Origin of the sequence: Desulfitobacterium nosdiversum, from assembly GCF_049860565.1 — a bacterium.
Taxonomy (GTDB): Bacteria; Bacillota; Desulfitobacteriia; order Desulfitobacteriales; family Desulfitobacteriaceae; genus Desulfitobacterium_A; species Desulfitobacterium_A nosdiversum.
This window is the reverse complement of sequence record NZ_CP172056.1, coordinates 4021195-4035234: the sequence shown is the minus strand read 5'-3', so window position 1 is coordinate 4035234 and position 14040 is coordinate 4021195. Positions and strand designations below refer to the sequence as shown.

The window sequence follows — 14040 nt, the reverse complement described above, 5'->3', positions numbered from 1 at the left end:
CATTAAATTGGAAAGCTTTGATTACGATTTACAATCAGTGCAAGAGGCAAGAAATCTTGCCCGTAAGGCCAAATTAGCCCAAGCCGAACTTGCAAAATTCAATTGTGAGCAGATCGACAAGATTGTCCGAAATATGGTAAAGGCAGCAGAGGATAACGCTGTTTCGCTGGCTCAAATGGCGGTGGAAGAAACGGGATTTGGTAAAGTCGAAGACAAAACATTCAAGAATCGCTTTGCTTCCACGGAACTTTATGAATTTATCAAACCGATGAAAACGATCGGCGTGATTAAAGAAGATAAGGTCAATAAAGTCATGGAAATTGCTGAGCCCGTGGGATTGCTTATGGGAATTATTCCGTCAACCAACCCCACCTCCACGGCGATCTACAAATGCATTATAGCCGTTAAATCCCGCAACGGAATTGTCATCTCTCCACATCCATCAGCTGCGAAATGCACACTGCGTGCAACTCAATTGATGCATGACGCTGCTGTCGAAGCCGGCGCCCCGGCTAATATTATCGGCTGTATTTCGAAAACGTCTATGGATGCTACCAATGAACTGATGAAATGCGATGAAGTCAATATGATCATCGCAACAGGCGGTTCAGCCATGGTAAAGGCGGCTTACAGCGCAGGAAAACCGGCCTTAGGTGTAGGCCCGGGAAATGTCCCCGCCTATATTGAAAGAACGGCCAATATTACCAAAGCTGTTAAAAATATTATCGCGAGCAAAACGTTCGACAATGGGACCATTTGTGCATCAGAACAATCCGTTATTGTTGAAGAAGGCATGCGGGATCAGGTTATGGAAGAGTTTCGACGCCAAGGCGGTTATTTCATGACCCCCTCGGAGACGGATAAAGTCGCTAAAAACCTGTTTGTCCGCGGTCATGCTATGAGTGCGAAAATGGTTGGAAGATCGGCAGAAGTCATTGCAAACGCGGCAGGAATATCTATTCCGCCCGGAACGAAGGTTCTCTTGGGTGAACAGCAAGGCGTTGGGGAAGGCTATCCGCTTTCTTATGAAAAGCTGACGACCGTACTGGCTTTTTATACGGTGAAAGACTGGCATGAAGCCTGCGATTTGTGTTTCAAATTATTAAATAATGGCGGGGTTGGACACAGCATTTCCATTCATACCGAAGATTCCGATATGGTGATGAAATTCGCAGAAAAACCGGTCTTTCGGATCTTAGTCAATACCTCCTCCAGCCAAGGCGGTGTGGGAGCAAGTACCGGGCTTTCACCTGCTTTTACCTTGGGTTGCGGTACATGGGGCGGAAGTGCAACCTCCGATAATGTAACCCCCATGCACTTGATCAATATTAAACGGGTAGCTTATGGCATTAAAGACTTCACCGAAAATGTCAATCCCGTGTATTCTGCTTGCACGGCCCAGCTCGGAAATTCGAGCTCAGTCAGTGAAGAACAGATTCAATCCCTGGTCAATGAGGTTCTGACCCTATTGAAAAAAAGAGGTGATTGCTAAAGTGGGGAAATATGACGCTTTAGTAGAACTTCTGCTAGCAGTAGTCAAAGAAGGGGGGGATATTAAAGAAGCTGATAACTCCATACCCGTGGGGGTATCTAACCGGCATATTCATCTATCCCAAACGGCATTGAACACATTGTTTGGTGAAGGATATCAATTAACAGCAATGAAGGACTTGTCCCAACCCGGGCAGTATGCCTGCAAGGAAACCTTAACCATAGCCGGGCCGAAAGGGGCGATTGAAAAGGTTCGCATTCTTGGGCCTGTGCGGAGTGAATCTCAGGTGGAAATACTCCAATCCGATTGTTTTAAATTAGGCATAGCCGCGCCGGTGAGATTGTCCGGGGACTTGGATGGAACTCCAGGGATTACGCTTATTGGCCCTAAAGGAAGCGTTATTCTTTCAAAAGGCCTTATCGTTGTACAGCGGCATATTCACATGACACCGGAAGATGCAAAACGTTTTGGTGTTCAAGATGGGGAGAAAGTGACCATTCAAGCTGGAGGACTTCGCGGCGGAACTTACTCCAATGTCATGATCAGGGCCAACAATGCCTCAGCGCTTGAATGCCATATCGACACCGAAGAAGCAAACGCGATGAACCTTTCATCGACATCCAAAATCACCATTGTAAAATGAAATTTAGGAGGAAATAAAAATGAATAAAACAGAAGCTTTAGGATTAATTGAAACCAGAGGTTTAGTAGGATCTATTGAGGCAGCAGATGCCATGGTGAAAGCGGCCAACGTTTATCTAATCGGCCGTGAATTAGTAGGCGGAGGGCTTGTTACGGTAATGGTAAGAGGAGATGTCGGAGCTGTAAAAGCCGCGACCGACGCCGGAGCTGCCGCTGCTCAGCGGGTTGGCGAGCTGATCTCCGTTCATGTTATTCCTCGTCCGCACAGCGATGTAGAAATGATTCTCCCTTCAGTAAAAAGAGAAGATTAGTCATTTCATTAAACAAATAAGTCAAAGGCTAAAATCCTATTGCGGGATTTTAGCCTTTATTTTTTCTTCATTAATTAATACTATTATTACCCACTTAAAGGTAATCTGTTTTTCTTTATTACATTGAGACATTATGTTCGCTTCCTGAACTTAGAGCAGTTCACTTTTAGTTGAGTTAGAAAACTCGTAAATTTAGATTGCTCTACAAAGCAATAATAACCTGGTATATAATGGGATTAAACCTTATATGTTATTACGGGAGATGTTGAGATGGTTAAGAGAATAAAAATATTATCCGTTTTAATATTTACTTTGATGTTGGTCCTTACGGGATGCGGGAGCACCAAAACGTATACTACGAATCAGATTAATACAATCGACAAAAACGCTATTAATGCAGTTCGGCTATCAAGGACTAATATCCTCGTTCAAAAAGATTTCACTGATAAAGAACTCATTTCTAAAATGATTGATGATTTAAACAAGGTAACAATAACTAAGCTTAGTTCTAAGGATGATAAAAAAGTCATGGATAACGGAAATACGCTAAAAAAAGATACCACGATTACCATTAATTTATTAAATGATAAAGGGGTTGTGCAATCATCTGCGGTTCTATTCTCTGAAAATGAACTTTATTTTGTTGATGTTAAGTCTATGCAAAGCAGTAAGCGTACAATTTCATATTTAAGCTGTAAAGATGACCAAACATTAAAAGCTGTTAAAGAGCTTTATTGGTTATCTAGTAAAGCAGCAGACACGCTTACACCGGGTTTAAGCGTTAATTCTATAACATTCCATGAAGGTTTTCGTGCTCCGGGTTTGAAAGCAGTAGATGTCGAAGTGGTTTCAAGGAGCGAAAGCAAAGCGGAAGATCTTGTGGAAGGTGATGAAATTGTTGAAATCGCAGGGACCACTGGTAAGGTTTATAATATGGCTGGAAGCAAAGGTACAGGAATAACGCTAAATCCAAATAACAATGAACTCCGTGAACTAAGAATCATTCAGTATAACGATGTTGATGTTAATGAGAAGAATATTGAAAAGGTTATATTTCAATATCATACCGGAAAACGAGTGGAAATCCCGGTTAAAGGAATTACGCCAGAGGTTACTCATCCGTAAAAGTTGAATAACTTAAAAAGCGTTTTGGTTTATAACCGATATGCTTTTTAACTTGTTTTAAATAAAGTATATCTTTCCAGTCATAAGCCCTACAGAACAACTAGTCGCGACCTTTGTTGATGCTAATGAAACAAGAATTACATCTTTAACTTATACTGATGAAAATGGGGAAATACTGAAATTCCAGTATCAGTAACCTCTACAATAAAAGAAATTTCTTCTAATGCGAAGTAGTCAATATAAGATATTAAAAAGCTACTGCAAATAAAATACCAAATAGCTTGGGGTAAAGATAAAATCTTAATCTAAGGGAGCTTAACCTCCATTAGATTGAGAGAGGGAGGTTCAAATGGATAGTAGATTAATTAAATATGCGGGGATACTGTTGATTGCATTCGTTCTTACCGCTTGCTATAGAACTCCCCAGAGTCTCCTTTATAATGAAACATTAAAACAACAACGGACTCAGGTAGAAGCAGGTATGTCTTCAAACATTGTTGAGGAAAAAGAATTATTTCAATATAGATTTTATTCTCCTAATAAAGCCCATTACATATCTGAGCATCTTGATTATCAAAAATCGGTTGGCGAACCCTTACCCGTTAAAACTCAGTTGTATTACGGAGAAAACTTGATTGATACCGCATCTTATCCATTTGGATACGAGCATAAGCAAAAGAAAGCACATGTAGTTTGGATTGATAATAAAAATATAATCATCAATGAGATTTATATTTTTAATATAGAGACAATGACAAAAGACCCTATAAAGTTTCCAAAGGATTTTCGAGATTCTGAACCGATCTTAAGTTATCAATTAGATCCTACTAGTAAGACCATTGCTTACATGTGTTTTAGGCAAAGCGACAATTTGAAAGGTGTTTTAAAGGTATCACTTTATAATTTAGAAAAAAATTCATGGGAAAATATTTTTTCTGAAGAAATTTCTTGGATGCCGGACTGGGGATATGATTCTGGAATAAGTCAATTACTTTGGGACAAAGATGGAAAGTTATATTTTGATTACCCTATAACAAATGAATACACTCAGGTTATTCAATATGACCCAAAGACAAATAAAATAATGAACTTAAAGCCGGGGTTTAAGCTTTTTGACGCTTCGCCTGATAAAAAATACTTTATTATTGAGAAACAGGAAACCTCGCAATCAGGAGTACAAGTGAATTTTTACGTAATAGAATCTAACACGCTTGAAATAGTTTATAAACTCTCATCGAACCGATATACATGGTCCTCTGAAACTCATGGAGAATTGGCTGTGTTAACATATAACTCTACTGAATCTAATTCCAAAAACGTAAGTATCGAATTAATTTCGTTAGATGAACGTAAAATAATTAAGACAATAAAAGATAATAGATTTAAGATACCTAAAGATACCATCGCCTTGATTGATTCTTACGAGCATAATTATGTTCTTAACTTAGGGGAAAAAATTTATTTAATTAAATCGGATTAATTTAAAAATAAGATGATTTCGGACTTCTTTAGATATAGAAGTACAGTCCTAATTTGTAAGACTAACTTCCATATATGAATGAAAGTAGGGATGGAAATAAGTTTTTCAATTAAGGGGCAGGTCAAGAATAACAGAATCAGGATATATAGTTGACAGCAAGAAAAGCGAATTATATAATTTCTACAAACGTTTAATTTCATACTAAGAAAGGGCAAGGTATCAGCAGAAAATGCGCAACTAATTTACTCTTCAAACATGTAAAATGGGGATTTGATTAAGCCGTAAACAGACGGCTTGATTCTCATGCATTTACTAAATTTGTGAGTGGATAGTGCCTTATAAACTGCTGATAAGTTGTTGCTGAATACAATCTGAGTCTGTCTGATTCGATCTGAAAGTTACTGGGCAATCTTTGGGTGTATTTTGAGTATGTCACTATCCTCTCCGGTTTATAAAGGAGGGGGTTTTTTTATGCTGTTACTTGAGTGCAGCCATGTAAAAAAGTATTTTGGCGATCGCTTGATCCTTATGATAGAGCAATTAAAAGTTTATTCGGAAGATAGGATCGGAATCGTTGGAGTAAACGGAGCAGGCAAGACTACGTTAGTCAATCTTCTCAGCCAAAGGTTAGAGCCCGATGAAGGCTGGGTTAAAGTTAATGCCCAGTTTTCATATGTTTCGCAGCTCGAACAGCCAGAAAAGCAAAGGATAAGTTCCGAATTAGCAACTAAGTTCGGAGTTGCCACTAAGTGGAATGAATCCTTGAGCGGAGGAGAGAAGACCCGATTTAAACTGGCCGAATGTTTTAGCCGCAATAGCTTAATGATATTCGCAGATGAGCCGACCAGCAATATGGATTTAGAGGGCATCGAACTCATAGAAAATCAATTTGCGCAGTATCAAGGCGCACTTGTTCTTATCTCTCATGATCGAAGCTTTTTAGATAAGCTGTGTAACAAGATCATTGAAGTAGAGAACGGTAAGATCCAAATTTATAATGGCAGCTACAGTGATTATAGTGATCAAAAGAGATTGGAAAGGGAACAAGCTCAGTTTGAATACCAGCAGTATGTCAATGAAAAGAAGCGCCTTGAGGGAGTTATTGCAGACACAAAGCAACAGGTGAAGTCGGTTAGGAAAGCCCCCAAAAGGATGGGAAATTCAGAAGCCAGGCTTCATAAGATGGGGGATCAAAAGGCCAAGGCGAACCTCGATCGTTCAATAAAGAATGTAGAATCAAGGATTGAGCATCTTGGGGTCAAGGAAAAGCCGGTTAAGCAGGAGAAAATTAAACTTGATTTCGCTGAATCTGAGAAACTCCATAGCAGAGTGATCCTTGAAGGAAAAGGTATTTGCAAGAAATTCAGAGAAAAGGTTCTATTTGAGGATGCTGAATTTAAAATCGAAAATGAGGCCAAGATGGCTTTGATTGGTCCCAATGGATGCGGGAAAACAACTTTGCTCAAAATGATCATGGCTAAGGATGCTTCCATAAAAATTGCGCCAAGGGCCAAGATCGGGTACTTTAGTCAGGATATGTGCAGCTTAAATGAAAATCTGACTGTCCTGGAAAATGTCATGAAAAGCAGCATCTACCCGGAAGCTTTTGTGAGGAGCCTGCTCGCCCGATTATTATTTAAGGGGGAAAATGTATATAAGCCAGCAAGGGTATTAAGCGGGGGTGAGCGAGTTAAGGCTGCTTTTGCAAAAATACTCTTCCAAGATATAAACCTTCTTATTCTTGATGAGCCGACGAATTATATGGATATTAATTCTCTTGAAGTTATGGAGGAAGCCCTTCAAAGATATGATCGAACCCTGTTGTTTGTTTCTCATGATCGGAGGTTTATTAATTCTGCAGCGGATCACATCATGACCATAGAAAACCATAAGATTCGAGTTTTCGACGGAACGTATGAGGAATATTTGGGGAGCAGAGACAAATCGCTGGATAGTGACTCGGAGAAAATAAAGGAGCGGATTTTTGTACTGCAACATCGCCTAACGCAAGTAGTCGGGAGAATTTCTATGCCTTCCCAAAATGAGGATTTAGAAGCCTTGGACAAGGAATATCATGAGCTGTTAAACGAACTAAAGCGACTTTCCAAAAGCTAAAAGCGCATTACTCGGGTATCGCGTTACAAAAGATTATTTATTTAACAAGAAGGCAACAATAAAAACGAGTTGGTTTCCGAATTCAAGAAATTCTGAAGGGGGTAACGGAATATAAAACTGAAAAGGTTAATCACGATGACGACACTAAGTGTTTTTGTCCTTGGTGTTCTAATTGGTTGCAGCAATGTCCCACCAAAGCCAACAACTCCTCCCGCTCAAAATCCGCCCTCACAAACGCAAGCTCCGCAATTGCAAGAACCTCAAACTAATCAACCTCAATCATCTCCCGGAACACAGAATAAGATCAAAATCTACCTTATTGCTGTTGAAGACAATGGCAAAAGTGGTGAGAAATTGGATACTGGGGATAGCGTAGTCCCTGTGGAGAGAAACATTAAAGAAACCACAGCACCTTTAAGAGCTGCCCTTGAGGAGCTTTTATCTCTAAAAGAAAAAGACTATGGGCAATCGGGACTCTATAACCCTTTATACCGTTCGAATCTTAAAGTAGAACAAGTTAGAATCTTAAGCGGCAAAGCAGAGATTTATCTTACCGGAACCCTTTCTCTTGGAGGGGAAATGGATAACCCAAGAGTGAAGGCGCAACTGGAAAAAACTGCATCTCAGTTTTCTTCTGTTAAGGATCTTCAAATCTATCTTAATGGGAAGACTCTTGATGAAGCTCTCTCTCTAAAGGGGTAAGCAGGAAATAGTCATCAAATATAGGAGCAAAGCTGATCCGGAGGCTGAGCTGCCATTTTCCTTATGGCAGCTCTTTTTATAACCCTACCATAAGGACTTGGAAGGATATTTATTCCAATAACGAGAAGACTTATAAAGTTAAAATCTGCGAACCTTGTTCGGTAATACCTTCGTATTTGGAGATTATACGAACCTGGTTCATTAATAAAACGTTATAATGACATTTCCTGCAAGTACCCGCCATCCGTGGCGGGATTTAACGAGAGGAGCTGGAGAGTATTCCAATAAAAGATTTTATAAATAGTACTTCACTAATAACCTTGTAATACTCGGAGGAGGTACAAAATGGTAATAGGTACGATATTTATATCTGTAATTATTCAATTTGCAATAATTTATTTTGCTGTTAAGTTAGCAATTAAACCATTGTTAGATAAACCAGAAACTGAAACAGATAATAAAGATTTTGGACTGGTTAAGTTACGGGATATCGAAATATTGACTAACACGGAACTTGAAGATGTAATTGGACTATATCAAAGCAAAAGCAAAAAGAAGGAAAATTATCAACAATATAAGAAATTTGCAAAGGTTCTTAATGATTTGAAAGAAACGGGTTATTTTACGGATGAAGAGTATATCGGTAGGATGGAAAAACTAAAAGAGCATTTCAAAGTTTAGTGAAGATACACTTTGAATTGTTGTTGTATTCAGGGGCGCGCCGTCCGTGGCGCGCTCTGGCTCTGTGAGGCAGAAAACGTCATATAACACGAGGATTCCCGCAAGGGTGCCAGAAGTAGAATTTGAGGAAGGCTCAGGCACCACATCCCCCCGCCTAAGATAAGAGGTATCTAAGGCGGGGGGACGTCGAGAATCCCAACCGTTATCCGAAACCGTACGTAAGAGCCGCGCGTCCATGCGCGGATTACGGTATGTGATTGATAGTGCGCTCTTGTAGCATAATGCCAAACAACTATTTTCGCTTCGATTACATTGCTTTTACTGTATCAGCTACACTCTCATGCTTAATATTTTTTACATCAAAGCGTAGTAAATTAAAAGTGAATTGCAAAATAAGTCCAATACCAAATACAGATATTACTGTGCCCATGCCAACCTTAGCACCTAACAGCCATCCAATAATAAGAACGGTACCTTCTATTAAACCTCGTATTGCTCCTATGGGTACTTTTGGCATACGCTTTCCAAGTGCAACCATGAGTGCATCACGGGGTCCACAACCGAGGGATGCACCAATATAAAAATAGCTTCCAACGCAGATAACAACTTGTCCTAACAGGAGCATTAGTATGCCAAGCCAAAAATTGGACATCAAGGGAACAATATTGGCAAATTGAATCAAATCCACAAACTTTCCTATCAGTATAGCGTTGAGAATTGTACCAAATCCAATTTTTTCTTTAAACGCAAAATCAATTGCAATGATAACAAAGCCAGAAATGACAACGATATTGCCATACGATATATGGGTCAGATAAGAACCCCCCATACTGAATGCTTCCCAAGGGGCTAAGCCTATGTTAGCCTGTATGCTTAAAAAAGAGCCGAGTGCATATAAAAAAAGTCCAAATATCAACCTAATTGTTCTTTTCACATAGTTATTTATAGTGGAATACCCCTTTCTATTCATGATATAGAAGCATAACAATATTTACATCTTGGCTTGTTGAGTTCAAATATTTATGTTTGCAATTTGCAAGAAACTGTATTGCTTCACCTTCTTGCAAATGGAACGTTTTGTCTTCAACTTGTACACTAAAAACGCCCTTTGTACAGATAATATATTCCCTGATACCTGATTCATGGCACTCGGACACACGTTCAGAATGGGGAGCAATTACATGACGAAATATTTCAAACTTTTTATTAGGGTCGAATTCAAATAAAACAAATAATTCAAATCCATCCCATGCAGAATAATGTTTAACGGTATCATTTGTAGAAATAGATACTTGAGGCGTTTCGGTATGCGTAAGTTGAGCGAGTGGAACATTAATCCCATCACATACTTTTTCAAGCACAGATATTGTGGGACTTTTTGTGCAACGTTCAATTTCACTCAGCATACTCTTGCTGACACCAGTTAATATAGCTAAATCATCTAATGTAAGATTTCTTTCTTGCCGAATTCTTTTTATATTTCTACTAATAGTTTCGCTTGCTGAAATCATACGCACCTCAAAAATACTATAGTAAATTATATTCACTATAGTGGAAAGATTACTGTGCTTTGAGTTGTTTGTCAAGTGTTTCTTGCAATAACGCTCTCGATATCATATGGATTATGAGCATAATGTACAGTTGATTTATTAGTGCACATTGTTCTTATATAGCGTACTAAATGGGACGGAGCTCAAGGTCCCGCCGTCCATGGCGGCCTCTGGATCAGGGGATGTCCGGCATCGGATAACAGCAGGTCCCCGCAACTTAGAATAGATGAATGTGTTATGGCGCGGCGGGAACCTGCTTGACGTGATGTGAAAGGGCATGCCGGAGAAAAACATTGAGGTTTTTGGATTCGTTTGGCGAATTTTTGAGAGTTAGGGGGAGAAAGGATGTATTTGGTTAGCGCTTGTTTGGTGGGCATAAATTGTAGATACGACGGCCAAAACACAAGAGTCATTGGTGTTGAAGAATTAGTTCGGAGCGGAGAGGCTATTGCGATATGTCCCGAATTACTTGGGGGTTTAGCAGTACCGAGAGATAGTTGTGAGATTGTTGAGGATGGGGATGGAAATGCAAGAGTTGTGAGCAAAGAGGGCAAAGATCTCACCACATTTTTTGAGGACGGAGCACAAAAGACCTTAGAAATTGCTAAGACGATCGGAATTACAGTAGCCATTTTGAAATCAAAGAGTCCATCCTGTGGATATGGCAAAGTATATGACGGGACATTCACTAGAACCACAAGAGACGGAAATGGTTTTACTGCAGGATTATTAGCGGCTAATGGTGTTGTGGTGTACACTGAAGAGGAGTTCGACTCTCTATTTGAGTAAGGTCCAAGGTTAAGTAAATTCGTACTTCTGGCATCACGGGTTGCCCCTTCACATAGCAGCGTATTGCCGACACTTGGAAAAGAGAATGTTGTTGAGGCGGGTCTGTTTCAAAGAGGAGGTAATAATGAAGATAATATCATTGGTCAGCAGCTATAGAATAAATGGCAACACAGACAAGGCTGTTTCACTGATTGAAAAACAACTTTTATCAATTGCAGATAAGGAGAATATTGCTCTGGAAGTTGAAAAAATACACCTAAGCCGCATTGATATAAAGACATGCTGTGGATGCAGAGCTTGTTTTGACAAAGGAGAAGAAAAATGCCCTTTGAAGGATGATCTGCTTGCAATCTGGAAAAAGATACATCAAGCTGATGGAATACTTGCAGCAAGTCCTGTTTATGTAGAGGATGTTAATGGGATAATGAAAAACTGGATTGACCGTATGGCATTTAATTGCCATAGGCCGGCGTTTGCAGGAAAGATTGTATATATAGTCACTACTTCAGGGGGCGGAACATCAAACCATACAATAAATACAATAAAAAACGCATTTACAGCTTGGGGCACGAACTTTGTAGGGAGCAGCAAGTTCAGGACGGGTGAACTGATGGCTTCTGTTGAGATGGAATCAAAATACGGCAGTAGCATTAAAAAGGCAGCTGAAGTATTATTTAAGGCAGTTAAAAACAATTCAGCCCAAAAGCCCTCGCTTTATTCATTGATTGTATTCAAGGTCCAACAGAAATGTTGGCAGGAATCAGCACAAAGGCAAGATACAGTTGATTATCAATATTGGCAAAAAAATAAATGGCTTGAAAGAGACTGTAATTACTATATCCCTAATAAGGCGAGTTTTCTAAAAATAAAATTTGCAAGGCTAATAGGAAGTATTGTTGCGATTTTCTATCTAAAGAAGGTTTCGAAAGCTATGTACTGAATACGAAATAAACAGAGGGAGAAGGCCAAGATCATATGGCCTTCTCCCTCTGTGGTTTCTGCGCTTTTTGAGTAGCAAATTCAGGGGGCTTTTCTTAGTATTGAAGATAGTCAAAATATTTGGCGAGGGGTGAAAAGTGGTTAAAGTCCAATTTTTTTGATGACTGCGTTTCCGTCCACGACAACTTCACCCCGTTGATTCGTTACAACGGTTTTTAATTTTAAAATGCGCTTATCATCTTTCTTTTCAGTGATCGTTGCGGTAGCTGTAACCGTATCTCCAATTTTAACTGGAGCGGTAAATTTGAGTTCTTGGCCGAGATAAATAGAGTTCGGGCCAGGCAGTGTGGTACCTAATACCGCAGAGATAAAGCCGGCGGAGAGCATGCCATGAGCAATACGCTCTTTAAAAATGGAGTCCTTAGCATATTCTGCGTTGACATGAACTGGGTTAAAATCCATGGTCAGTCCGGCGAAATTCAGAATATCCGATTCTGTTACCGTTTTCGATAAAGAGGCACTGTCTCCCACATTCATATCTGCATATGCGAGCTCTTTCATTTTTTACACTCCTTTAATTTGTGTTTGGAAAGGTACTTATTGAAGTCGGATAACTCCTTATGCAACGTCTAATGTATTTGTTTATCCGTAGCGGAAGGATATGCCAAAGGTTCCTCTGGGGTAATCCCACTTAAGCCCTTTTTTCAAACAGACGACCCGGCAGGTTCCGCATTCTAAGCAGCCCGCGTAATCAAAGCGTACTCCTTTATCCTCGGGAACATATAGACCGGCTGGGCAGGCTTTGACACAAGGCTTATCTTCACATTTGGCGCAGATGTCCTTGTCCAGGGTAATATGAGGCTTTCCCTCATCAACGGCAAATTTGTTGGTACCCAAACGTTCCTCAATACTAAGCCGTTTTTTCATAGGGCCCTTACCCCCTTCCATACATCTTTAGCGATATCCACCATACTGCCTTGATGTTTGATTGTCCGGAGCATGGATTTGCGCAGAGGTTGGGCCGGTTCACCCCGAACCCCGAACAGGTTGATCACCATTTCCTCAACCAACGCTGGATATAAACCGAAGATACGGGGGTTTTCCATAAATTCTGGAGCTTTTTGATAGGTTTTTAAATCTTGAAGCACAAAACTGTTTTCAAGATCCTTTTGATAGGAGGCGAGGCCGGCCTTTGTATAATCCTCTGCTTTTTTGGCTTGGATGACGGCGTTAGCTGCCGCTTCCCCGGAGGCAATCGCAAAATCCATTCCTCGAACCATCCAACCCGTGTTTAAGACCAAACCTGCAGCATCCCCAACGATCAAAAGACCGTCATTCACCAGAGGAGGCATCATACCCAGTCCGCCTTCAGGTACAAGGTGTCCGGAATATTCAACCAGCTTTCCGCCTTCGATAAGAGGCTGCACTGCCGGATGCATTCTGAAGTCCTCCATTAAATCGGCCATCCGGTGTTCCGTATGGAGAAACTGTTCCACAGTGATGACCAATCCTAAGGATAGACTGTTTTTATTGGTGTATAAAAATCCTCCGCCTTGAAGCCCTTTTGTACATTCCCCAACGAATAACTGGGCGGCTCCGGTTTCATCACTTAAGTTGAACCGATCCTGAATCACCGCTTGAGGAAGCTCTATGACGGCTTTGGCTCCAGTGGCTACATGTTTTGGCTTGAGTTCTTCAACCAGCCCAGCTTTGCGAACCATTAAGGAATTAACTCCGTCCGCGGCAATGACAACGTTGGCATACATCTCATCTTCATCACTGACAACGCCGACGCATTTACCGTTCTCCATCAAGAGCTTATCTACCCGAACCCCGGTTGCGACCATAGCCCCGGCTTCCTCAGCCTTGCCCGCCAGCCAGGCATCAAACTGGGCTCTGAGAATCGTGAAGGAGGGATAGTCATTGAATTTTTCGCTTTTTACATCCAAGGAAATTGCGCTTTCGCCGGTCATAAACGTGACAATTTCACGGTTAACCCGCCGCTCAACAGGGGCTTCCTCCCAAAAGTTAGGGATCACTTTTTGAAGGGAATGGCCGTATAGCCGTCCTCCGGTCATGTTCTTAGCACCCGAAGTTGAGCCTCGTTCAATCAGCAGAACTTCCAAACCTGCTTTCGCCAGACAGTAGGCAGCTGTACTTCCTGCCGGGCCTGCACCTACGATGATGGCATCAAAACGTTCTTCAGACATATTA

15 protein-coding genes are annotated in these 14040 nt (G+C 40.7%); 10 read left to right on the top strand and 5 right to left on the bottom strand.

Annotated features, from left to right (window positions below; translation table 11 throughout):
- Positions 1-7: 7 nt before the first annotated feature.
- From ACHOLT_RS19615 to ACHOLT_RS19580, 8 genes are all read left to right on the top strand, one after another.
- Complete coding sequence (locus ACHOLT_RS19615) at positions 8-1492, top strand: acetaldehyde dehydrogenase (acetylating) (RefSeq protein ID WP_425804160.1); 1485 nt, start codon at positions 8-10, stop codon at positions 1490-1492.
- 1 nt (position 1493) lies between these two features.
- Entirely contained in the window at positions 1494-2135 is a 642-nt protein-coding gene (locus tag ACHOLT_RS19610; RefSeq protein ID WP_425804157.1) for a phosphate propanoyltransferase, read from the top strand.
- 19 nt (positions 2136-2154) lie between these two features.
- On the top strand, positions 2155-2445 hold the full coding sequence (eutM, locus tag ACHOLT_RS19605) for an ethanolamine utilization microcompartment protein EutM (RefSeq protein WP_425804155.1): 291 nt from the start codon (positions 2155-2157) through the stop codon (positions 2443-2445).
- A gap of 270 nt (positions 2446-2715) precedes the next feature.
- Entirely contained in the window at positions 2716-3570 is an 855-nt protein-coding gene (locus tag ACHOLT_RS19600) for a hypothetical protein (RefSeq protein ID WP_425804153.1), read from the top strand.
- A 349-nt stretch (positions 3571-3919) separates the two neighbouring features.
- Positions 3920-5050 carry a hypothetical protein gene (locus ACHOLT_RS19595; RefSeq protein WP_425804150.1) on the top strand — a complete coding sequence of 377 codons (1131 nt, stop codon included), beginning with the start codon at positions 3920-3922 and terminating at the stop codon, positions 5048-5050.
- A gap of 471 nt (positions 5051-5521) precedes the next feature.
- The gene (gene abc-f / locus ACHOLT_RS19590; protein WP_425804148.1) at positions 5522-7165 is read left to right on the top strand and encodes a ribosomal protection-like ABC-F family protein; all 1644 of its coding nucleotides are present in this window, start codon (positions 5522-5524) and stop codon (positions 7163-7165) included.
- 135 nt (positions 7166-7300) lie between these two features.
- The gene (locus tag ACHOLT_RS19585; RefSeq protein ID WP_425804146.1) at positions 7301-7867 is read left to right on the top strand and encodes a GerMN domain-containing protein; all 567 of its coding nucleotides are present in this window, start codon (positions 7301-7303) and stop codon (positions 7865-7867) included.
- A 345-nt stretch (positions 7868-8212) separates the two neighbouring features.
- Positions 8213-8548, top strand: coding sequence for a hypothetical protein (locus tag ACHOLT_RS19580; RefSeq protein ID WP_425804144.1), 336 nt, complete (start codon positions 8213-8215; stop codon positions 8546-8548).
- A 307-nt stretch (positions 8549-8855) separates the two neighbouring features.
- On the opposite strand, the gene ACHOLT_RS19575 is transcribed toward ACHOLT_RS19580, so the two are convergent.
- Positions 8856-9518, bottom strand: a complete 663-nt coding sequence (locus ACHOLT_RS19575) for a YczE/YyaS/YitT family protein (protein ID WP_425804142.1) — start codon at positions 9516-9518, stop codon at positions 8856-8858.
- Positions 9511-10059, bottom strand: coding sequence for a helix-turn-helix domain-containing protein (locus ACHOLT_RS19570; RefSeq protein WP_425804140.1), 549 nt, complete (start codon positions 10057-10059; stop codon positions 9511-9513). Before ACHOLT_RS19570 ends, ACHOLT_RS19575 begins: the two co-directional genes overlap by 8 nt.
- A gap of 384 nt (positions 10060-10443) precedes the next feature.
- Here ACHOLT_RS19570 and ACHOLT_RS19565 point away from each other — a divergent pair, with 384 nt between their 5' ends.
- Together ACHOLT_RS19565 and ACHOLT_RS19560 are read left to right on the top strand one after the other, a co-directional pair.
- Positions 10444-10887 (top strand): DUF523 domain-containing protein, encoded by a 444-nt coding sequence (locus ACHOLT_RS19565; protein ID WP_425804138.1) that lies wholly within the window; start codon positions 10444-10446, stop codon positions 10885-10887.
- A gap of 73 nt (positions 10888-10960) precedes the next feature.
- Positions 10961-11827, top strand: coding sequence for a flavodoxin family protein (locus ACHOLT_RS19560; RefSeq protein WP_425804135.1), 867 nt, complete (start codon positions 10961-10963; stop codon positions 11825-11827).
- Positions 11828-11967: 140 nt separating this feature from the next.
- Here the strand turns inward: ACHOLT_RS19560 and ACHOLT_RS19555 are convergent, their stop codons facing one another.
- From ACHOLT_RS19555 to ACHOLT_RS19545, 3 genes are all read right to left on the bottom strand, one after another.
- Positions 11968-12387, bottom strand: a complete 420-nt coding sequence (locus ACHOLT_RS19555) for a MaoC family dehydratase (RefSeq protein ID WP_425804133.1) — start codon at positions 12385-12387, stop codon at positions 11968-11970.
- Between the two features lie 81 nt (positions 12388-12468).
- A complete protein-coding gene (locus tag ACHOLT_RS19550; RefSeq protein WP_425804131.1) occupies positions 12469-12753 on the bottom strand; it encodes a ferredoxin family protein in 285 nt (94 codons plus the stop codon).
- Positions 12750-14036 (bottom strand): FAD-dependent oxidoreductase, encoded by a 1287-nt coding sequence (locus ACHOLT_RS19545; protein WP_425804129.1) that lies wholly within the window; start codon positions 14034-14036, stop codon positions 12750-12752. The genes ACHOLT_RS19550 and ACHOLT_RS19545 overlap by 4 nt, the downstream gene beginning before the upstream one ends.
- Positions 14037-14040 lie beyond the last annotated feature (4 nt).

Coding starts and splice junctions, on each gene's coding strand:
- eutM (WP_425804155.1), top strand. CDS start 2,155: ATGAATAAAACAGAAGCTTTAGGATTAATTGAAACCAGAGGTTTAGTA.
- ACHOLT_RS19600 (WP_425804153.1), top strand. CDS start 2,716: ATGGTTAAGAGAATAAAAATATTATCCGTTTTAATATTTACTTTGATG.
- ACHOLT_RS19595 (WP_425804150.1), top strand. CDS start 3,920: ATGGATAGTAGATTAATTAAATATGCGGGGATACTGTTGATTGCATTC.
- abc-f (WP_425804148.1), top strand. CDS start 5,522: ATGCTGTTACTTGAGTGCAGCCATGTAAAAAAGTATTTTGGCGATCGC.
- ACHOLT_RS19585 (WP_425804146.1), top strand. CDS start 7,301: ATGACGACACTAAGTGTTTTTGTCCTTGGTGTTCTAATTGGTTGCAGC.
- ACHOLT_RS19580 (WP_425804144.1), top strand. CDS start 8,213: ATGGTAATAGGTACGATATTTATATCTGTAATTATTCAATTTGCAATA.
- ACHOLT_RS19575 (WP_425804142.1), bottom strand. CDS start 9,518: ATGAATAGAAAGGGGTATTCCACTATAAATAACTATGTGAAAAGAACA.
- ACHOLT_RS19570 (WP_425804140.1), bottom strand. CDS start 10,059: ATGATTTCAGCAAGCGAAACTATTAGTAGAAATATAAAAAGAATTCGG.
- ACHOLT_RS19565 (WP_425804138.1), top strand. CDS start 10,444: ATGTATTTGGTTAGCGCTTGTTTGGTGGGCATAAATTGTAGATACGAC.
- ACHOLT_RS19555 (WP_425804133.1), bottom strand. CDS start 12,387: ATGAAAGAGCTCGCATATGCAGATATGAATGTGGGAGACAGTGCCTCT.
- ACHOLT_RS19550 (WP_425804131.1), bottom strand. CDS start 12,753: ATGAAAAAACGGCTTAGTATTGAGGAACGTTTGGGTACCAACAAATTT.
- ACHOLT_RS19545 (WP_425804129.1), bottom strand. CDS start 14,036: ATGTCTGAAGAACGTTTTGATGCCATCATCGTAGGTGCAGGCCCGGCA.